This is a genomic window from Streptomyces sp. NPDC004435 (assembly GCF_042873895.1).
In the GTDB taxonomy this organism is placed as follows: Bacteria; Actinomycetota; Actinomycetes; order Streptomycetales; family Streptomycetaceae; genus Streptomyces.
The window spans coordinates 211,834-232,276 of the sequence record NZ_JBIAMB010000007.1; the positions used below are offsets into that span (position 1 = coordinate 211,834).

Consider the following 20,443-nt stretch of genomic DNA (forward strand, 5'->3'; position numbering starts at 1 on the left):
AAGGATCGCTCCGATCCTGCGCCATCTACAGCTGTCACGCATCCGTGAACACGCCCTCAGACATCTGTCTGAAAGGCCGGTCGGCGGGTGCGAGAATGGGGCCCGTGAAGGGCGATTACCAGGAGCTGGTGGACGAGATCTCGGCGCTGCTCGGCGCCCCGGCGACCCTGGAGAACCGTGACTTCGGGCTGATCGCCTTCGGCGCCCACGACAGCGACGACGACAGCGCCATGGACCCGGTCCGCACCCGCTCGATCCTCACCCGGAGGTCGACCCCGGCGGTCCGCGCCTGGTTCGAGGGCTTCGGCATCACCCGCGCGACCGGCCCCGTCCGCATCCCGGCGGCGCCCGACGCGGGCGTCTTCCGCGACCGGATCTGCCTCCCGGTACGCCATCGGGGTGTCGTCCTCGGCTACGTCTGGCTCCTGGACGCCGAGCCCGGCCCCTCGCACGAGCAGCTCACGGCCGCGATGGAGGTCGCCGCCCGGATCGGCGAGCTCCTCGCCGACGAGGAGCGGGCCGGCGCCGACCTCTCCCGCGAGCTGCGGGCCGCCCTGACGGCGGAGCGCGGCTGGCAGTACGACATGGCCGTCGCCGCCCTCCGTACGGCCCTGGGCCCGGACGCGGAGGGACTGCACGCCCTGGTCTGCGTCGCCCCCTGGACCGGCGAGGACTCTCCCTCCCCGCGTACGGTCCCCGGCGCCGCCGCCCTCTGCGCCCTCCCGTGGCGCGGCCCGGCCGCCCCGTACGCGACCGCAGCCGGCCCCGCCTCCGGCGGCCCGGCCGGGGACGCCCGCCCCGGCCCGCCGCGGGCGCTCGCCGTGCTGGTGCGGCTCCGCTCCGCCGACAACCTCTCCCCCGCCACCACCGCCGCCGAACGGCTGCGCGGACCGGCCGGTCCGGCGGCCGTCGCCGGGATCGCCGACCCCCGCCGGGGGCTCGGGGACCTCGACCACTGCTGGCACGAGGCGACCGCCGCCGCCCGCGCCGCACACGCCCAGCCCCGGCTCGGCCCGCTCGCCCACTGGTCCGGTCTCGGCGCGTACCGGCTGCTCACCGCCCTCCCCCAGGCCGAGCCGGATCCGGCGGTACGCGCCCTGCTCGGCCCCGCGCACACGGAACTGGCCCGCACCGCCGAGGTGTTCCTCGACCACGCGGGCCAGGCGGGCCGCACCGCGGCGGCCCTGGGCATCCACCGGCAGACGCTCTACTACCGCCTCTCCCGCGTCGAACAGCTCACCGGCCTCGACCTGGACACCGGCGAGGACCGCCTGCTCCTCCACATGGCCCTCAAGACGGCCCGGCTGTGAGCCGCCCGCCGTCGCGGCGGGGAAAGCACCGTACCCGGGTGAGGGACGCCCGTGCGGAACGGTCGTCTCTCACCCGGGTACGGAGGGAGTGCCCGGGGATCCGCGTCAGATCAGGTTGACCGAGCGGGCCGAGGTGGCGCCGATCTCCGTGGAGATCTCCGCGATGACGGGCGCCGGGACGGTGTCGTCGACGGTGAGCACGACGAGCGCCTCGCCGCCCTCCTCCGTACGGGAGACCTGCATGCCCGCGATGTTCAGACCGGCCTCGCCGAGGATCCGGCCGACGGTGCCGACGACGCCGGGACGGTCCTCGTACCGCAGCACGACCATGTGGTCGGCGAGGGCGAGGTCCACGTCGTAGTCGCCGACGGCGACGATCTTCTGGAGGTGCTTGGGGCCGGCCAGGGTGCCGGAGACCGACACCTCCTCGCCGCCGGAGAGCGTGCCGCGCACGGTGACCACGTTGCGGTGGTCGGGCGACTCGGAGCTGGTGGTGAGGCGGACCTCGACACCGCGCTCCTGCGCGAAGAGCGGCGCGTTGACGTACGAGACGGTCTCGTCGACGACGTCCTCGAACACGCCCTTGAGCGCGGAGAGTTCGAGCACCTTGACGTCGTGCTGGGTGATCTCGCCGTACACCTCGACGTCGAGGCGGGCCGCGACCTCGCCCGCGAGGGCGGTGAAGATGCGGCCGAGCTTCTCGGCGAGCGGCAGACCCGGCTTCACGTCCTCGGCGATGACGCCGCCCTGGACGTTCACCGCGTCCGGGACCAGCTCGCCGGCCAGCGCGAGGCGCACCGACTTGGCGACGGCGATGCCGGCCTTCTCCTGGGCCTCGTCGGTGGAGGCGCCGAGGTGCGGGGTGCAGACGACCTGGTCGAGCTCGAAGAGCGGGGAGTCCGTGCAGGGCTCCTTCGCGTACACGTCGAGGCCGGCGCCGGCGACGCGGCCCTCCTTGAGGGCCGAGTAGAGCGCGGCCTCGTCGACGATCCCGCCGCGGGCGGCGTTGACGATGCGGACGCTCGGCTTGACCTTGTGCAGCGCCTCGTCACCGATGAGACCGACGGTCTCGGGGGTCTTCGGCAGGTGGACGGTGATGAAGTCGGCGACCTCCAGGAGCTCGTCCAGGGCCAGCAGCTTCACCCCCATCTGGGCGGCGCGGGCCGGCTGCACGTAGGGGTCGTACGCGACGATCTTCATGCCGAAGGCGGACATCCGCTGGGCGACCAGGACGCCGATGCGGCCGAGGCCGACGACGCCGAGGGTCTTCTCGCTGAGCTCGACGCCGGTGTACTTGGAGCGCTTCCACTCGCCGTTCTTCAGCGCGGTGTTGGCCTGCGGGATGTTGCGCGCGGTGGCGACGAGCAGGCCGCACGCGAGCTCGGCCGCGGTGACGATGTTGGAGGTCGGGGCGTTCACGACCATCACGCCGGCCTTGGTGGCGGCGGAGACGTCCACGTTGTCCAGGCCGACGCCGGCGCGGGCGACGACCCGCAGCTTCTTGGCGGCGGCGATGGCCTCCGCGTCGACCTTGGTGGCCGAGCGGACGAGGATGGCGTCGACGTCGGCGATCGCGGGGAGCAGCTGGGCGCGGTCGGCGCCGTCACAGTGCCGGATCTCGAAGTCAGGGCCCAGGGCGTCGACGGTGGCGGGCGACAGCTCTTCAGCGATGAGTACGACAGGTTTCGAGCTCACGTGAGTCCTCACAGTGGCAGTGCGGACGGCCGTCCCGACGGCCGCAGGCGGTGGAGGGGGCTTGCCGCGTGGAAGCGCACGACGCTGTGGGCCAGACGCGATGTTGTTGAGCAGTGTAGTGCCGCATCGGCGCACGTCGTACGCCTCGTTGGAAGGATCACCCGTCCGTGGTTGGACGGGGTGTCCAAGGAAGTGGCACGGGGCCGGACAGCGTGTCCGGCCCCGTGCCGAGGGGCTTACGCCTCCTCGTCGTTCACCCAGCTCATGAGCTTGCGCAGCTCCTTGCCGGTGGTCTCCAGGAGGTGCTTCTCGTCCTGGGTCTTGTACTCGTTGTACTTCTTCAGACCGCCGTGGTACTCGTCCATCCAGTTCTTGGCGAAGGTGCCGTCCTGGATCTCGGTGAGGACCTTCTTCATCTCGGCCTTGGTGTCGGCGGTGATGACGCGCGGGCCGGTGATGTAGTCGCCCCACTCGGCGGTCTCGGAGACGGACCAGCGCATCTTCTCCAGGCCGCCCTCGTACATGAGGTCGACGATGAGCTTCAGCTCGTGGAGGCACTCGAAGTAGGCGATCTCCGGCTGGTAGCCGGCCTCGACCAGGGTCTCGAAACCGGCCTTGACCAGGGCGGAGGCGCCACCGCAGAGGACGGCCTGCTCGCCGAAGAGGTCGGTCTCGGTCTCCTCGGTGAAGGTGGTCTTGATGACGCCGGCGCGGGTGCCGCCGATGGCCTTGGCGTAGGAGAGGGCGAGCGCGAAGGCGTTGCCGGTGGCGTCCTGCTCGACGGCGGCGATCGCGGGGACGCCGCGGCCCTCCTCGTACTGGCGGCGGACCAGGTGGCCCGGGCCCTTCGGGGCGACCAGGGCGACGTCGACGCCGGCCGGGGGCTTGATGAAGCCGAAGCGGACGTTGAAGCCGTGGGCGAAGAACAGCGCGTCGCCGTCCTTCAGGTTCGGGGCGATGGACTCCTCGTAGACCTTGGCCTGGATCGGGTCCGGGATCAGGATCATGATGAGGTCGGCCTCGGCCGCCGCCTCGGCGGGGGTGACCACGCGCAGGCCCTGCTCCTCGGCCTTGGCCTTGGACTTGGAGCCCTCGTGCAGACCGACGCGGACGTCGACACCCGAGTCGCGGAGCGACAGCGCGTGGGCGTGGCCCTGGCTGCCGTAACCGATCACCGCGACCTTGCGGCCCTGGATGATCGAGAGGTCGGCGTCGGCGTCGTAGAACAGCTCGGCCACTGGAATTCTCCTTGAGGTGCTGGTGTTGCGTCCCACCGTACGGCGGGGAGCGGAAGGAAGGTTGAGGGGTCTCGTCAGGCGGACCGCGGGTCGGACCGGCGGTCAGCCCCCGTGGACGGTACGGAGCGTCACGCGCTGCGGTCGAGTGCCCGCAGGGACCGGTCGGTGATGGACCGGGCGCCACGCCCTATGGCGATGGTGCCCGACTGGACGAGCTCCTTGATGCCGAACTGCTCCAGCATCTTGAGCATGGCGTCCAGCTTGTCGCTCGAACCGGTGGCCTCGATGGTGACGGCCTCGGGCGAGACGTCGACGGTCTTGGCGCGGAACAGCTTGACGATCTCGACGATCTGGGAGCGGGTCTCGTTGTCGGCGCGGACCTTCACCAGGACGAGCTCGCGCTGGATCGCGGCGCTGGGCTCGAGTTCGACGATCTTCAGGACGTTGACCAGCTTGTTGAGCTGCTTGGTCACCTGCTCCAGGGGCAGGGACTCGACGTTGACCACGATGGTGATGCGGCTGATGTCGGGGTGCTCGGTGATGCCGACGGCGAGCGAGTCGATGTTGAAACCGCGACGGGAGAACAGGGCGGCGATCCGGGCGAGGATGCCGGGCGTGTTCTCGACGAGGACGGAGAGCGTGTGCTTGGTCATGGTGTGTGGGCCTCTTCCCTGTGGCTCGTCGCTGCTCAGTCGTCTTCGCCGTCGCCGAAGTCGGGGCGGACGCCCCGCGCGGCCATGACCTCGTCGTTGGAGGTGCCGGCGGCGACCATCGGCCAGACCTGGGCGTCCTCGTGGACGATGAAGTCGATGACGACGGGCCGGTCGTTGATGGCGTTGGCCTCGGCGATGACCTTGTCGAGGTCGTCCGGGGACTCGCAGCGCAGGGCGACGCAGCCCATGGCCTCGGACAGCTTCACGAAGTCCGGGACGCGGGTGCCCTTGGCCTCCGGGTTGACGTCGTCCGGGCCGGAGTGCAGGACGGTGTTGGAGTAGCGCTGGTTGTAGAAGAGGGTCTGCCACTGGCGGACCATCCCGAGGGCGCCGTTGTTGATGATGGCGACCTTGATCGGGATGTTGTTCAGGGCGCAGGTGGTGAGCTCCTGGTTGGTCATCTGGAAGCAGCCGTCGCCGTCGATGGCCCAGACCGCGCGGTCGGGCCGGCCGGCCTTGGCGCCCATGGCGGCCGGGACGGCGTAGCCCATGGTTCCCAGGCCGCCGGAGTTCAGCCAGGTGGCCGGCTTCTCGTAGTCGATGAAGTGGGCGGCCCACATCTGGTGCTGGCCGACGCCCGCGGTGAAGATCGTGCCCTCGGGGGCGAGCTTGCCGATGCGCTGGATGACCTGCTGCGGGGAGAGGCTGCCGTCCTCCGGCAGGTCGTACCCGAGCGGGTAGGTCTCGCGCCAGCGGTTCAGGTCGGCCCACCAGGCGGAGTAGTCGCCCTGGTTGCCCTCGCTGTGCTCGGCCTGGACGGCCTGGACCAGGTCGGCGATGACCTCGCGGGCGTCACCGACGATCGGGACGTCGACGGCGCGGTTCTTGCCGATCTCGGCCGGGTCGATGTCCGCGTGGACGATCTTGGCGTACGGGGCGAAGCTGTCCAGCTTGCCGGTGACGCGGTCGTCGAAGCGGGCGCCGAGGGCGACGATCAGGTCGGCCTTCTGGAGCGCGGTGACGGCGGTGACGGCGCCGTGCATGCCGGGCATGCCGACGTGCAGCGGGTGGCTGTCGGGGAAGGCGCCGAGGGCCATCAGCGTGGTGGTGACCGGGGCGCCGGTCAGCTCGGCCAGGACCTTCAGCTCGGCCGTGGCGCCCGACTTGATGACACCGCCGCCGACGTAGAGGACCGGGCGCTTGGCCGCGGCGATGAGCTTCGCGGCCTCGCGGATCTGCTTGGCGTGCGGCTTGGTCACCGGGCGGTAGCCGGGCAGGTCGGTCTGCGGCGGCCAGGAGAAGGTGGTCTTCGCCTGGAGGGCGTCCTTGGCGATGTCGACCAGGACCGGGCCGGGACGGCCGGTGGAGGCGATGTGGAAGGCCTCGGCGATGGTCTTCGCGATGTCCTCGGCCTTGGTGACCAGGAAGTTGTGCTTGGTGACCGGCATGGTGATGCCGACGATGTCCGCCTCCTGGAAGGCGTCGGTGCCGATCGCCTTGGAGGCGACCTGCCCGGTGATCGCGACCAGCGGGACGGAGTCCATGTGGGCGTCGGCGATCGGGGTGACCAGGTTGGTCGCGCCGGGACCGGAGGTCGCCATGCAGACGCCGACCTTGCCGGTGGCCTGGGCGTAGCCGGTGGCCGCGTGGCCGGCGCCCTGCTCGTGGCGGACCAGGATGTGGCGGACCTTGGTGCTGTCCATCATCGGGTCGTACGCGGGGAGGATGCAGCCGCCCGGAATGCCGAAGACGGTGTCCGCTCCCACCTCTTCGAGAGAACGGATGAGGGACTGCGCACCCGTGACGTGCTCGACGGTGGTGGCGGGCGTCGCGCCGCTGCGGGGCCGCGGCTGCGGATGGTGCCCGGTGGCCTGGTCGGTCATCAGCATCTCTTCTCGAAGCAGAGGGTTTTTTGCGAGGTGTTTTACGAGGTTTTGCGTGGACTTCGGAGAGAACCGGTGCAACAAAAAACCCCTCGTGCCGGAAGGCAAGCGAGGGGAGCGCGTCGGGTGGTTCTCAGCGGGCCTGTGGGGGCCCTGCCTCAGCCGACGCGCTGTCCAAGTACGAGAATTCGGGTGCGCATGGCACTGACCCTCCCTCTCGGGCCTCGCCACTGTCAAGTGGGTGGGACGCGCGTCTCATCATGTGAGCGGATCGGGGGACGGTTTCCGCCGCGTCTCCCGGCCCGTCCCCGCGGGTACGGAGACGGTCCCGGGCAGCGGATAGTCGCCCCGGACGAGCGCCCGGCGGAGCCGGTACTCGTCGAGCGGGCCCGAGAACGCCATGCCCTGCGCGTGCCGGCAGCCCATCGCCCGCAGGGCCAGTACCTGCTCGGGGACGTCGACGCCCTCGGCGACGGTCTGCATGCCCAGCTCCCCGGCGATCCGGAGCACTCCACTGGTGATCTTGCGGAGCCGGGCGGATTCGACCACGCCTTCGACGAGACCTCTGTCCAGCTTCAGTATGTCGACCGGGAGTCGTCTGAGGGCGTGAACGGCCACGTGTCCGCTGCCGAATCCGTCCAGGGCGATCCGCACGCCGAGCCGGCGCAGTGCGACCAGGCGCTGCTCCAGCTCGTCGAGGGGGATCCGGTGGTCGGTGTCGGCCAGCTCGATGACGAGCGAGCCGGACGGCAGCCCGTGGCGGGCCAGGAGCGCCTCGACGGTGCCGAGCGGGACCGAGCGGTCGAGGAGGCGGCGGGCGGCCAGCCGGATGGTCACCGGGGTGCGGTGGCCGCTGCCGGCCCGCTCGGCGGCCTGCTCGACGGCCTCCTCCAGGAGCCAGCGGCCCAGCTCGGCGGTGCGCTCGCCGTCGTCGGCGACCCGCAGGTACTCCGCCGGGGTGAAGAGGATGCCCTGGGCGGAGCGCCAGCGGGCCTGGGCGCTGACTCCGGAGATCCGGCCGGTGGAGAGGTCCACGACGGGCTGGTGGAGGAGCGCGAACTCGCCGTCGTGGAGCGCGCTGCGCAGCCGGGCGGCGAGTTCGGTGCGCCGGACGACCTCGGCCTGCATCTGGGGCACGTACAGCTCGACGCGGTCCTTGCCGCCGGCCTTGGCCCGGTACATGGCGAGATCGGCGTTGCGCAGCAGGTCCCCGGCGCCGATGCCGGGCTCGGCGAAGGCGACGCCGATGGAGGCGGCGACCCTGACCTCGGTGCCCCCGTCGACGCGGTAGGGGCGGGAGAGGGTCTGCCGGAGCCGGTCGGCGATCTCCTGGACCTGGGTCTCACGGGCGGGGCGGTCGTGCAGCCCGTCGCCGAGGATGAGGGCGGCGAACTCGTCGCCGCCGAGCCGGGCGGCCGTGTCCCCGGACCGTACGGCCTCCTGGAGGCGGCGGGCGGCCTGCACGAGGAGGTCGTCCCCGGCCTGGTGGCCGAGCCGGTCGTTGACCGCCTTGAAGCCGTCGAGGTCGATGAAGAGCACGGCGGTGCCGGCGTCGGAGGCGCGGCGGCCGCCGAGGGCCTGTCCGACCCTGCGGGTGAAGAGCGCGCGGTTGGGCAGGTCGGTGAGCGGGTCGTGCTCGGCGTTGTGCTGCAACTGGGCCTGGAGTCTGACCCGTTCGGTCACGTCACGGCTGTTGAAGATCAGGCCGCCCTGGTGCCGGTTGACCGTGGACTCGACGTTGAGCCACTCTCCCCCGGCACCCCCGTGGCCGGAGCGGAAGCGGCACTCGATGCGGGTGGTGGGCTCCTCGGCGGGCGAGGCGGCGAGGAAGCGGCGCACTTCGTGGACGACGGCGCCGAGGTCCTCGGGGTGGATCAGCGAGGCCAGCTCGGAGCCGATCAGCTCCTCTGCGTCCCGCCCGTACACCCCGCTGGCGGCGGGGCTGACGTACCGCAGGACGCCGCTGGGCGCGGCGATCATGATGACGTCGCTGGAGCCCTGCACGAGTGACCTGAAGTGGTTCTCCTTCTGGGCCAGTTCGTGGGTGAGGGCGATGTTGTCGATGAGCATGATGCCCTGGCGGACGACGAGCGCGAGGACCACGCCGCAGCCGGTGAGGACGACCACGCGGTCGATCCGGCGGCCCTCGACCACGTTGTAGAGGATGCCGAGGGTGCAGACGGCGGCGGCGAGGTACGGCGTGAGGGCGGCGAGCGAGCCGGCGATGGGCCGGCTGGGCAGCCCCGGGCCCCTGACGGGGGCGGCCTCCGGCGGGCGGCGGACGCCCCAGGGGGCGTAGGCGAGCAGCAGGGAGCCGGCGAACCATCCGGCGTCGAGCAGCTGGCCCGAGACGTAGTTGGCGCGCAGCAGCGGCGAGGTGAAGAGGGCGTCGCAGAGCACGGTGAGGGCGAGCGCGGCGATGGCGGTGTTGACCGCCGAGCGGTTCGCCTGGGAGCGCCGGAAGTGGAGCGCGAGGACCATGCTGACGAGCACGATGTCGAGCAGCGGGTACGCGAGCGACAGCGCGGCCTGGGCCACGGACTCGCCCTGGAAGTGGGCGGTGTGGGCGAGGGCGAGGCTCCAGGAGAGGGTCAGCAGGGACCCGGCGATGAGCCAGGCGTCGAGCCCCAGGCAGACCCAGCCGGCCCGGGTGACGGGCTTCTTGGCGAGGACGAGGAGGCCGACGATGGCGGGCGGGGCGAAGAGTAAGAAGAACAGGTCGGCGACGGAGGACTCGGGGACCTCCTGGCCGCGCACGACCTCGTACCAGCCCCAGACGGCGTTGCCGGTGCCGGCCATGAAGGACGAGAAGGCGAAGAGGAGCCAGGCGGGGCGGGTGCCGCCGCGCTCGGTCCTGGCGTAGAGGAAGCAGGAGACGGCGGCGGTGAAGGCCGCGACGCTGAGACCGAAGTCGCCCATGACGAGGGCGAGTCGGGGTGAGCCCCAGCCGAGGGCGGCGCCGGTGGTGTAACCGGCGCAGACGAGACCGAGGGCGATCTGGGCGAGGAGCGAGCCGGCCCAGGAGGCCGGTCGCGGCGGCCCGGGCGCGGTCTCTCCGGCGCCGGGCAGGGCGGGGCCGGCCGGGGCGGCTTCGCGCCGGACGACCGCGGTCGCGCCGGTACCGGTCACCCGGTCCTCCCGCCCCTCGCCGTGACCGAAGCCCCCGCCCTCACCGTCCGCCCCGCCGAAGGCGTGCGGGGCCGTGAGGTCGCGCGGGGCGCCACCGCGCGGCGCGCGCTCACGTCGGGCGCCGGACCGGTCGGCACCGCCGGCCGCGCCGTCGCGCGGGGTGGGGAGGCCGGGGCTCGCGGGTGTCGTGGCACGCGCGCCGGGGGCGCGGGTGTACGGCTCCGTGACGGCCCGGCGGGGCCGGGCCGGGTCGGGCGAGGCCGGGCCGGGCACGGCCGGCTCGCACGCCGGGAGGGCATCGGCCTGACCCGGCGCCTCGGTGCCGCGGTCGGACAGGTCGGCGGGATCGGTGTGCGGGGGTGCGCCCTCCAGGCGCTCCGCGCGGTGGGGCGCGGCCTGGTCCGGCACCGGACGCACGAGACCGGCCGCGAGGCGGGGGAGGTCGGCCGACGGCGTCGCCGCACGGAACCGCCGGTCCTCCGGCCGTGCTTCACCGGTAGCCCCCCTCGGATTCTGATGGCCCGTCACTTCGCTCCCCGGCGTCAGCCCGTACACGACGCAGTCCCCCGATCCGGGACGATACACCAGAACCGTCACTCAGGGACAGGGTCGCAGTACTCTCCGTGACGGCCAGGGGGCTTGCGGGCGGCGCGCGAGGGGGCGCGCACCGCCGGGCGGCCTCAGGTGGTGCGGAGCACGTTCACGAGCTCCTCCCCCGCCGCGAACCGTCCGACCTGCCCCGCGATCAGCCGCTTCGCCCGGGGCATGAACGCCGAGGTGGATCCGCCGACGTGGGGGGTGACGAGAACACCGGGAGCGTGCCACAGCGGGTGCCCGGCCGGCAGCGGTTCCGGGTCGGTGACGTCCAGGGCCGCCGTGATCCGCCCGGTCTCCACCTCCTTGAGCAGGGCGTTCGTGTCGACCACCGGCCCGCGGGCGACGTTGACGAGCAGCGCCCCGTCCTTCATCCGGGCGAGGAAGCCCGCGTCGGCGAGGTGCGTGGTCTCCGGGGTGAGCGGGGTGGAGAGCACCACCACGTCGGCCTCCGGCAGCAGGGCGGGCAGGTCGGTCAGGGCGTGCACGGGGCCGCGAGCCGTGGTGCGCGCGGAGCGCGCGACGCGCGCCACCCGCGCGCACTCGAAGGGCGCGAGCCGGTCCTCGATCGCCGAGCCGATCGATCCGTACCCGACGATCAGGACGGACTTGTCGGCGAGCGCCGGGTAGAAACCGTCCCGCCACTCCTCGGCGTCCTGGCCGCGCACGAAGCCGGGGATACCGCGCAGGGAGGCGAGGATCAGGGCCAGGGTGAGTTCGGCGGTGCTGGCCTCGTGGACGCCCTTGGCGTTGCAGACCGAGACGCCGGGGACGAGCGATCCGAGCCCGGGGACGACGTGGTCGATGCCGGCGGAGAGGGTCTGGACGACGCGCAGCGAGGTCATCGCGGCGAGCGGCCGTACGGCGATCGCGGAGCCCTTCATGTACGGGACGACGTAGAAGGAGCAGTCGGCCGGGTCGGCCGGGAAGTCGGCTCCGCCGTCCCAGAAACGGTAGTTCAGCCCCGACTCGCCCGGATCGGGCAGCCCGTCGATCTCGTCGGCGGGGATCGGAAGCCACACGTCAGCGGTGGTGGGTGCGAGTGTCATGACCGGGAGGCTATGCGAAGAACCCCGCGCGCCATTGGTTACTTTGGGGGGCGGCACAAGGAGGGGTAGCGGCACGTGGAGCGCAGGACTATCGGGGCGACGGCGCTCGACGTGGGGGCCATCGGCCTCGGCTGCATGCCGATGAACTGGGCCTACGACCGGTCGCAGCAGCGGGGCGACCGCTCGCTGCGGGCCGTGCACGCGGCGCTGGACGCCGGGGTGAGCCTGCTGGACACCGCCGACATGTACGGCCCTTTCACCAATGAGCTGTTGCTGGGGCGGGTGCTGAAGGAGCGCCGGGCGGACGTCTTCGTGTCGACCAAGTGCGGGCTGCTGGTCGGCGACGGGCACATGGTCGCCGACGGACGGCCGGAGTACGTGCGCCGGGCCTGCGACGCCTCCCTGCGGCGGCTCCAGACGGACGTCCTCGACCTGTATCTGCTGCACCGCGCCGATCCCGAGGTGCCGGTGGAGGAGACCTGGGGCGCGATGGCGGGGCTGGTGGCCGCGGGCAAGGTGCGGGCGCTCGGGCTGAGCGCGGTCGGCGTGCGGCGGACCCGGCGTTCGCGGACCGGCGATCTGTACGAGGGAACGATCCGTCAGCTGTCCCGGGTGCAGCAGGTGTTCCCGGTGGCGGCGGTCCAGGCCGAGCTGTCGGTGTGGGCGCCGGAGGCCCTGGCGCGGCTGCTGCCCTGGTGCGTGGATCGCGGGGTCGGGATGCTCGCTGCGATGCCGCTGGGCAGCGGTTACCTGACCGGCACGCTGACACCGGGCGGCGGCTTCGAGCCGGACGACCCGCGGGCCCGGCACCCGCGCTTCACGGCGGAGATGATGGCGGCGAACCAGCCGCTGGTGGCCGGGCTGCGGCGGGTGGCGGCGCGGCACGGCGAGGGGGTCACCGCGGCGCAGGTGGCGCTGGCGTGGGTGCTCGCGCAGGGGCGGCACGTGGTGCCGGTGCCGGGGACGAAGCGGGAGCGGTGGGCGGTGGAGAACGCCGGGGCGGCGGGGCTGCGGCTCGGCGACGGCGACCTGGCCGAGCTCGCGGCGCTGCCCGCGGCCCGGGAGTCCTGGGACCAGCGGGACTGACACCGCTGCGACCCGCGGTTCCGGGGAAGATCCGAGAAAGTCGGCCGGAGGCGGGAACGCGATCGGGGCGAGCGGTGTATCAAGGGTGGAAGGGATGCCGCTCGACCTCTCGAACCGTCGAAGGGACCGGATCATGAGCCGTCCTGCAGTACTGAAGGCCGTGGGGGCCGTCGCCGCGCTGGTGTTCGCGGCGGGCTGTTCCTCGGGCGGTGACGCCGGCTCCCGGGGCACGTCGCCGCCGCCGGGCTCGCCCCCGTCCTCCTCCGCCGGCTCCCCCGCCTCCTCCTCGCCCGCGAGCCCCGCGGGTGAGGGGCGGGTGACGGTGGCGGGGACGCTCACCGAGGGGCTGCGTTCGCCGTGGGGGCTCGCCGCGCTGCCGGGCGGTGACCTGCTGGTCTCCTCGCGGGACGACCGGACCGTCACACGGGTGGACGTGCGGAGCGGGGCGAAGACCTCGCTGGGCGAGGTGCCCGGGGTGGTCCCCGGCGGCGAGGGCGGGCTGATGGGCCTCGCGGTGCGGGACGGGTGGGTGTACGCGTACCTGACCGCCGAGTCGGACAACCGGATCGTGCGGATGCGGTACGGCGGCGGGGCGGGCGACCGGCTGGGGGCGGCGGAGCCGGTGCTGACCGGCATCCCCAAGGGCACGATCCACAACGGCGGGCGGATCGCCTTCGGACCGGACGGGATGCTGTACGCGGGGACGGGCGAGACGGGGGAGACGGGGCTCGCGCAGGACAAGGAGTCGCTGGGCGGGAAGATCCTGCGGATGACCCCGGAGGGGAAGCCGGCGCCGGGCAATCCCTTCGCGGACTCGGTGGTCTACTCGTACGGCCATCGGAACGTGCAGGGGATCACCTGGGACGCCCAGGGGCGCCTGTGGGCGGCCGAGTTCGGGCAGAACACCTGGGACGAGCTGAATCTGGTCGAGCCGGGGAAGAACTACGGCTGGCCGGAGGCGGAGGGGCGGGCCGGCGAGGCGCGGTTCGTGGACCCGGTGGCGCAGTGGCCGACCTCGGAGGCCTCGCCGAGCGGGATCGCCTTCGCCCGCGGCGCGGTGTGGATGGCGGGGCTGCGGGGCGAGCGGTTGTGGCGGATCCCGCTGTCGGGTGCGGAGCGGTCCGGGGAGCCGGAGGCGTTCCTGGCCGGGGAGCACGGCCGGCTGCGCACCGTCCTCGCGGACGGTGCCGGGCGGCTGTGGCTGGTGACGAGCGAGACCGACGGCCGGGGCACACCGGAGGCGGGGGACGACCGGATCCTGCGGCTCGACGTGAGATGACGGCCCGGCCCCGGTCCGGCTCGCGGCCGGGCGTGGGGCGGGGCGGGTCAGCGGGGGGTGTCGAGGAGGTGGAGGCGGTGGGCCATCGCGGCGGCCTCACCGCGGCCGGAGACGCCGAGCTTGGCGAGGATGTTGGAGACGTGGACGCTGGCGGTCTTCGGTGAGATGAACAGTTCCTCGGCGATCTGCCGGTTGGTGCGGCCGGCGGCGACCAGGCGCAGGACGTCCTGTTCGCGAGGGGTCAGGCCGAAGGCGTCGGCCTGCGGCTCCGGCTCGGGGGCGGCGGCCGGGTCCGCGGTGAGGGGGATGCGGGCGCGGGCTGCGAGGAGTTCGACGTCCTCGCGGAGCGGACGGGCGCCGAGGGCGAGGGCCGTGGTGTGGGCCTGCCGGAGCAGGGTCGTGGCCTCCTCGCGCCGGCCGCCCTCGGTGAGGAGGGCGTCGGCGAGCCGGTGGCGGGCACGGGCCAGCGGGTAGGGCTGGTCGAGCGGGGTCCACGCGTCGACGGTCTCGGCCCAGCGGTCGGAGGTCTCGCGGCCCTCGGCGCGGGCCAGTTCCTGGGAGACCTGGGTGGCGTGGGCGGCCCAGACGGGGGCGGGGGCGGCGAGGGCGCGGACGCAGCGGCGGACGGTGGCCAGCGCCTCGGCGCGGCCCTCCTCGGCGGCGGGCAGGCCGCGGCTGTCGGCCTCGGCGGTCACGGCGACGAGGACGAGGGGCCAGCCGTAGCGGTGGGTGCCGGGTGGGAAGCCGCCCTCGGCGGCGGCGGCGAGCCGGGCGCGGACGTCGGCGAGGCGGCCCTCGGCGGCGGCCGCGGCGGCGTCGATGCCGGCCAGCGGAAGGGTGTACTGCGGGATCGGGTCCCGGGTGCCGTAGACGGCGCGGGCCTGGTCGAGGTGGCGGGCGGCGGTGGCGGTCTCGCCGCGGGCGACGGCGATCTGGGCGAGCCGGAGGTGGGCGGAGCCGCGGGGCTTGGTGCTGGTGGCGGAGGCGAGGAGGCGTTCGGCCTCGGCGCGGGACTCGTCCCAGCGGCCGAGGGAGTAGAGGGACTCGGCCTTGTTGCCGCGGATCCAGCCGTCGGACTCGGCCAGGCCGCGGGCGCGGGTGAGTGCGAGTCCCGCGTCGGAGAGTTCGACCGCCTCGGCGGAGCGGCCGAGGGACTCCAGCGCGGAGACAAGGTTGATGTGAGCGCGGGCGGCCTCGTGGAACTGGCCGAGGGCGGTGGTGCGTTCGCGGACAGCGTGCATCTCCGCGAGGCCGGACTCGCGTTCGCCCGCGGCGACCATGATGGTGCCGAGGGTGAGGCGGGCGCTGAGTTCGGTCGCCTCGGCCTTGACCAGGCGGGCGTACTCGACGGCGCGTTCGGCGGCGGCGAGCGAGTCGGGGCCGGGGTCGCGGAGCATGCCCCAGCCGGCGGCGCCGGCGAGGACGGTGGCGTGGACCGCGGACGGCGGGAGGCCCTTGACGAGCTCCTGCGCGCGGGCGATCTCGGCCCAGCCGTCGCCCCGGCCGAGATTGGACTGGAGCTTGGCCTTCTCGGTCCAGAACCAGGCGGCGCGCAGCGGGTCGTGCTCGTCGTCCTCGAGGAGGCGGAGCGCCATCTTGCCGATCTTGAGGGCGCGTTCGCGCTCACCGCAGAGGCGGGCGGCGACGGCGGCCTCGGCGAGCAGGTCGAGCTGGCGCAGCGGGGTGGTCTCGGGGTCGCAGCCGCAGGGCGGGTAGGACTCGGCGTAGTCCATGGGGCGCAGGCCGGCGCGGACCTCGGCGGGGGCCTCGTCCCAGAGCTCCATGGCCCGTTCGAGGAGGCGGAGCTGCTCGGCGTAGGCATGGCGCTTGCGGGTGGCGACGGAGGCGTCGAGGACGGCGGGGAGGGCCTTGGCGGGGTCGTGGGCGTGGTACCAGTACGTGGCCAGCCGGGTGGCCCGCTCGTCGGGGCGGACGAGGCCCGGGTCGGCCTCCAGTGCCTCGGCGTAGCGCCGGTTGAGGCGGGAGCGTTCACCGGGCAGCAGGTCGTCGCTGACGGCCTCGCGGACGAGCGAGTGACGGAAGCGGTAGCCGTCGCCGTCCGGGACGGCGAGGAGGAGGTTGGCGCCGACGGCGGCGCGCAGGGCCTCGATGAGGTCGTCCTCGGCGAGGCGGGAAACGGCGGCGAGGAGCCCGTGCTCGACGGTGGAGCCGCCTTCGGCGACGATCCGGGCGACCCGCTGGGCGTCCTCGGGGAGGGCCTCGACGCGGACCAGGAGGAGGTCGCGGAGGGAGTCGCTGAGCGGGGTGGCGCCGTCGCCGCAGGTCCGGGAGGCGACGAGTTCCTCGACGAAGAAGGCATTGCCGTCGGAGCGGTCGAAGATCTCCTCGACGAGGCCGGGCGCGGGTTCGGCGGCCAGGATGCCGGTGAGCTGGCGGTGCACCTCGGTGCGGGTGAAGCGGGGGAGCTCGATGCGGCGGATGGTGCGCATCCGGTCGAGCTCGGCGAGGAGGGGGCGGAGCGGGTGGCGGCGGTGGATGTCGTCGGCGCGGTAGGTGGCGACGACCACGATCCGGCCGCGGCGCAGGGTGCGCAGCAGATAGGTGAGCAGGTGGCGGGTGGAGGTGTCGGCCCAGTGGAGGTCTTCGAGGACGAGGACGAGGGTGCGGTCGGCGGCGAGCCGTTCCAGCAGGCGGACGGTGAGTTCGAAGAGGCGGGCGGTGGCGTCCTCGTCGCCCGCGTCGGTGGAGCCGGGGTCGCCGAGCTCGGGGAGGAGCCGCGCGAGCTCGCCCTCGTGGCCGTCGGCGGCGGCGGAGAGCTCCTCGGGGAGGCGGCGGCGCAGGGTGCGCAGGGCGGCGGAGAAGGGGGCGAAGGGGAGTCCGTCGGCGCCGAGCTCCACGCAGCCGCCGAGGGCGACGACGGCGCCGGTGGCGCAGGCGGCGTCGCGGAACTCCTCGACGAGGCGGGTCTTGCCGACACCGGCCTCGCCGGCGACGAGCAGGGCCTGGGGCTCTCCCGCGGTCGCGCGGGAGAGCGCCTCGGTGAGGGCGGTGAGTTCGCCGGCGCGGCCGACGAAGACGGGGCTGACGGACCTGTTCTCCACGGCGCCGAGCATCGCACAGGCGCCCCGCGGGTCACCCATACGGGGTCACGCGACCTGGGCGAATCGGTCCTTGCCGGCGGTCACCCGCCCCTCGGGTTCGTGGCGGCCGGCCCGGCGGGCGGCCTTGGCGGCGCGGGCGGCCTCGCGGCCGAGGCGCTGGGCGCCGGCCTCGCGGACCAGCTCGGCGTGGGCGGCGCGGTGGAGTTCGTACTCGAACATGGGGTGCTCCCTGGGCTTCGGTCTCGGTATCGCTCCTTGCGATGCCTCCACCTTCCTCGCCCAGCCGGTTCCGGGGCATCGGGCGAGTGCCGCATGTTCGCCGCACGGGGGGCCTTAGGGAGGTCCCGGGGGTGCCTTAGGGCGCCCCCGGGCCTCACTCGTACGGCGGCGAGGGCCCTAGGCGGATCGGGCGGCGCGCCATTCGGGGGCGAGGACGGACCAGACCTCGATGTCGACGCGGGTGCCGCGGTGGGTGTGGCTCTCGCGCAGGACGCCGTCCCTGGTCATGCCGAGCCGGCGGGCGACGGCGACGCTGGGCTCGTTCTTCGTGGAGACGAGCCATTCGAGGCGGTGGATGCCGCGCCGGTCGACGGCCCAGTCGATGAGGGTCCGGCAGGCTCGGGTGACCAGCCCGCGGCCGGCGGCGGCGGGCTCCAGCCAGCAGCCGACCTCGGCGTTGCCGGCGGCCACGTCCATGGTGCGGAACATGACGCCGCCGACCAGGGTCCCGTCGGCCCAGATGCCGTAGATGCGTCCGGCGTCGTTCGCGGTCTTCTCGGCGTACGAGCGGAGGAAGGCCCGGGCGGAGTCGAGGTCGTGGACGGCGTCGGCCAGGCCGATGTGGGTGCCGATGAACTCCCTGCCGCGGTCCATGTGGGCGAGGAACTCCTCCGCCTGCCAGGGTTCCAGGGGCCTCAGCTCGGCTCCGTCGTCACCCAGCGATATCGCGAACATCCTCGTGCTCCTCCGTCGTCGGTGCCGTCAGGCGCTGCCCGGGGATCTTCGCACGGACGTCCGCGGCGGCACGGGATTCCGGCGGCTCAATGCTGATCCGGGGCAGGATCCGGTCGAGGCTCCGGGGCAGCCACCAGTTGGCGCCGCCGAGCATGTGCATGAGGGCGGGGACGAGGAGGGTGCGCAGGACGAAGGCGTCGAGGGCGACGGCGGCGGCGAGGGCGATGCCGAACATCGCGATGACCCGGTCGCCGGAGAGGACGAAGGCGAGGAAGACCGCGATCATGATCACCGCGGCGGAGTTGATCACCCGGCTGGTCTCGGCGAGGCCGACCCGGACCGCCCGCCGGTTGTCGCCCGTCTCCAGCCATTCCTCGTACATCCGGCTGACCAGGAAGACCTGGTAGTCCATGGAGAGGCCGAAGAGGACCGAGACCATGATCACGGGCAGGAAGGGCTCGATCGGCCCCGCGCTGCCGAGGCCGAGGAGCTCGGCGCCCCAGCCCCACTGGAAGATCGCCACGACGATGCCGAAGGCCGCGGCGACGGCGGCGATGTTCATGGCGGCGGCCTTGAGCGGGATGCCGATGGAGCGGAAGGCGAGCAGCAGGAGCAGGCAACCGAGGGCGACGACGACTCCGACGAAGAGCGGCAGCTTGCCGACGATGATCTCGGCGAAGTCGTCGTACGAGGCGGTGATGCCGCCGACGTGGACATCGAGGGAGGTGCCGCTCTCCGCGGCCGGGATCACGTCGTGGCGGAGCCGGTCGACGAGCTCGCTGGTGGCCTCGGACTGCGGGGAGGAGTCGGGCACGACGGTGAGGACCGCGGTGTCCCCGGAGCCGTTGTAGGTGACCGGGGAGACGGAGGCGACCCCCTTGGTGGCGGCCAGCGCGTCCGGGAGCTGGTCGAGGGCGACCCGGTCGTCGGCGCCGTCGAGCCCGGCGACGAGGGTCAGCGGGCCGTTGACGCCCGGCCCGAAGCCGTCGGCGAGCAGGTCGTACGCCTGCCGGGTGGTGGCGGAGGCCGGGTTGTTGCCCTGGTCGGAGGTGCCGAGGTGGAGCGAGAGGGTGGGCAGCGCGAGGACCGTCATCACGACGGCGGCGACCGCGCCGAGGAGCTTGGGGTGGCGCTCGACGAAGGCCGACCAGCGGGCGGCGAAGCCCGTGGGCAGCTCGGGCTGCGGCCCGTGCTCCGCGAGCGCCCGGCGCTCGCGCCGGGAGAGGGCGCGCATGCCGATGAGGGAGAGCAGCGCGGGCAGCAGGGTGACCGAGGCGGCGACGGTGAGGACGACGGTGAGGGAGGCCGCCAGGGCGACTCCGTTGAGGAAGCTGAGCCGGAGGATGAGCATGCCGAGCAGGGCGATGCAGACGGTGGCGCCGGCGAAGACGACGGCCCTGCCGGTCGTGGCGACGGCGGTCTCGGCGGCCTCCGCGACGCCCAGACCGCGTTTCAGTCCCTTGCGGTGCCGGGTGACGATGAAGAGCGCGTAGTCGATGCCGACGCCGAGGCCGATGAGCATGCCGAGCATGGGCGCGAAGTCGGCGACGGTCATCACGTGCCCGAGGAGCACGATCCCGGAGTAGGCGATGCCGACGCTGACCAGGGCGGTCGCGATGGGCAGCAGGGAGGCGGCGAGGGAGCCGAAGGCGAGGAAGAGGACCACGGCGGCGACGGCCACCCCGACGGCCTCGGCGATGTGCCCGCCGGGCGCCTCGGTGAGGGCGACGGCGCTGCCGCCGAGCTCCACCTGAAGCCCGTCGGCCCCGGCGGCCTTCGCGGTGTCGACGAGGGCCTGCGCCTGGGAGACGGGGATGTCGTCGGCCTGCTCGTGGAAGGTCACGGTGGCGTAGGCGGTGTGCCCGTCCTCGCTCACCTGGCCGCGCGCGGCGCCGTCCCCGTACGGGGAGGTGACGGCGGCGACGCCGGGAAGCCCGGCGACCTTCTCCAGCATCGGCCCGACCCGCTCCTGGACGGCGTCGGCGCGGACGCTGCCGCGCTCGGTGTGCCAGACGATGGTGTCCGTGTCGCCGCCGAGCCCCTCGAAGCCGCGGTCGAGGAGTGCGGTGGCCCGCCCGGACTCGGTGCCGGGCACCTCGTAGTCGTTGGAGTACGCGCTGCCGGCGAAGGCGGCGGCGCCGCCGACTCCGACGAGGGCGAGGACCCACAGGAGGACGGCGACGAGGCGGTGCCGGATGAACCACCGTGCGATGGCTGCCAAAGGACGTGCTCCCTGCCTGGATCGGTGCTCGCGGCCCACTGTCGCAGCCAAACGTGATCGTTTGCCCGTTTCGTGTCGATCCTCACAGATCGCGTGGGGTCGCTCCCGCTGGTGAAGGTGCCGTCCACAAGGACGATCGACGTATCGAAGGACGACGGCCGGTTCGCAGAAGCGATGGTCGGCCTCTGTCGCCCACCGCCCGGTCCCCGCCACGGCAGCAACGCGGGCGTCCCCTCCCTACGCGCCTCGCGCCCGTCCGTCCGGCGCGGCGGAGGCGATCCGGAAGACGG

Annotated in this window: 12 protein-coding genes and 1 pseudogene; 3 read left to right on the forward strand and 10 right to left on the reverse strand. The window is 73.4% G+C overall.

The annotated features are described in order from the left end of the window. Positions 1-104 precede the first annotated feature (104 nt). Positions 105-1,310 carry a PucR family transcriptional regulator gene (locus ACFYT9_RS14985; RefSeq protein ID WP_389163615.1) on the forward strand — a complete coding sequence of 402 codons (1,206 nt, stop codon included), beginning with the start codon at positions 105-107 and terminating at the stop codon, positions 1,308-1,310. 105 nt (positions 1,311-1,415) lie between these two features. Here ACFYT9_RS14985 and serA read toward each other — a convergent pair whose 3' ends face one another. The 6 genes and pseudogenes from serA to ACFYT9_RS15015 all read right to left on the reverse strand — a co-directional run bounded on the left by serA (position 1,416) and on the right by ACFYT9_RS15015 (position 11,551). Then, the gene (serA, locus tag ACFYT9_RS14990; protein ID WP_376599512.1) at positions 1,416-3,005 is read right to left on the reverse strand and encodes a phosphoglycerate dehydrogenase; all 1,590 of its coding nucleotides are present in this window, start codon (positions 3,003-3,005) and stop codon (positions 1,416-1,418) included. 236 nt (positions 3,006-3,241) lie between these two features. Further along, positions 3,242-4,243: a ketol-acid reductoisomerase gene (gene ilvC / locus ACFYT9_RS14995; protein WP_043219930.1), complete on the reverse strand. Its 1,002-nt coding sequence runs from the start codon at positions 4,241-4,243 to the stop codon at positions 3,242-3,244. Positions 4,244-4,371: 128 nt separating this feature from the next. Continuing rightward, on the reverse strand, positions 4,372-4,896 hold the full coding sequence (ilvN, locus tag ACFYT9_RS15000; RefSeq protein WP_376600419.1) for an acetolactate synthase small subunit: 525 nt from the start codon (positions 4,894-4,896) through the stop codon (positions 4,372-4,374). Between the two features lie 35 nt (positions 4,897-4,931). Then, entirely contained in the window at positions 4,932-6,785 is a 1,854-nt protein-coding gene (locus ACFYT9_RS15005) for an acetolactate synthase large subunit (RefSeq protein WP_389163620.1), read from the reverse strand. A 227-nt stretch (positions 6,786-7,012) separates the two neighbouring features. Further along, a pseudogene (locus ACFYT9_RS15010) lies at positions 7,013-9,848 on the reverse strand (putative bifunctional diguanylate cyclase/phosphodiesterase). Between the two features lie 740 nt (positions 9,849-10,588). Beyond that, positions 10,589-11,551 carry a 2-hydroxyacid dehydrogenase gene (locus ACFYT9_RS15015; protein ID WP_376600415.1) on the reverse strand — a complete coding sequence of 321 codons (963 nt, stop codon included), beginning with the start codon at positions 11,549-11,551 and terminating at the stop codon, positions 10,589-10,591. Positions 11,552-11,626: 75 nt separating this feature from the next. Here ACFYT9_RS15015 and ACFYT9_RS15020 point away from each other — a divergent pair, with 75 nt between their 5' ends. Both ACFYT9_RS15020 and ACFYT9_RS15025 read left to right on the forward strand, forming a co-directional pair. Next, complete coding sequence (locus ACFYT9_RS15020) at positions 11,627-12,637, forward strand: aldo/keto reductase (protein ID WP_389163624.1); 1,011 nt, start codon at positions 11,627-11,629, stop codon at positions 12,635-12,637. A gap of 133 nt (positions 12,638-12,770) precedes the next feature. Then, a complete protein-coding gene (locus ACFYT9_RS15025) occupies positions 12,771-13,916 on the forward strand; it encodes a PQQ-dependent sugar dehydrogenase (RefSeq protein ID WP_389163627.1) in 1,146 nt (381 codons plus the stop codon). A gap of 47 nt (positions 13,917-13,963) precedes the next feature. On the opposite strand, the gene ACFYT9_RS15030 is transcribed toward ACFYT9_RS15025, so the two are convergent. The 4 genes from ACFYT9_RS15030 to ACFYT9_RS15045 form a co-directional block, all read right to left on the reverse strand. After that, a complete protein-coding gene (locus ACFYT9_RS15030; RefSeq protein ID WP_389163867.1) occupies positions 13,964-16,990 on the reverse strand; it encodes an AAA family ATPase in 3,027 nt (1,008 codons plus the stop codon). Between the two features lie 33 nt (positions 16,991-17,023). Next, complete coding sequence (locus ACFYT9_RS15035) at positions 17,024-17,197, reverse strand: hypothetical protein (RefSeq protein WP_387279112.1); 174 nt, start codon at positions 17,195-17,197, stop codon at positions 17,024-17,026. A gap of 177 nt (positions 17,198-17,374) precedes the next feature. Continuing rightward, positions 17,375-17,932, reverse strand: a complete 558-nt coding sequence (locus ACFYT9_RS15040; protein ID WP_389163630.1) for a GNAT family N-acetyltransferase — start codon at positions 17,930-17,932, stop codon at positions 17,375-17,377. Next, positions 17,910-20,153 carry an MMPL family transporter gene (locus ACFYT9_RS15045; protein ID WP_389163632.1) on the reverse strand — a complete coding sequence of 748 codons (2,244 nt, stop codon included), beginning with the start codon at positions 20,151-20,153 and terminating at the stop codon, positions 17,910-17,912. The genes ACFYT9_RS15040 and ACFYT9_RS15045 overlap by 23 nt, the downstream gene beginning before the upstream one ends. Positions 20,154-20,443 lie beyond the last annotated feature (290 nt).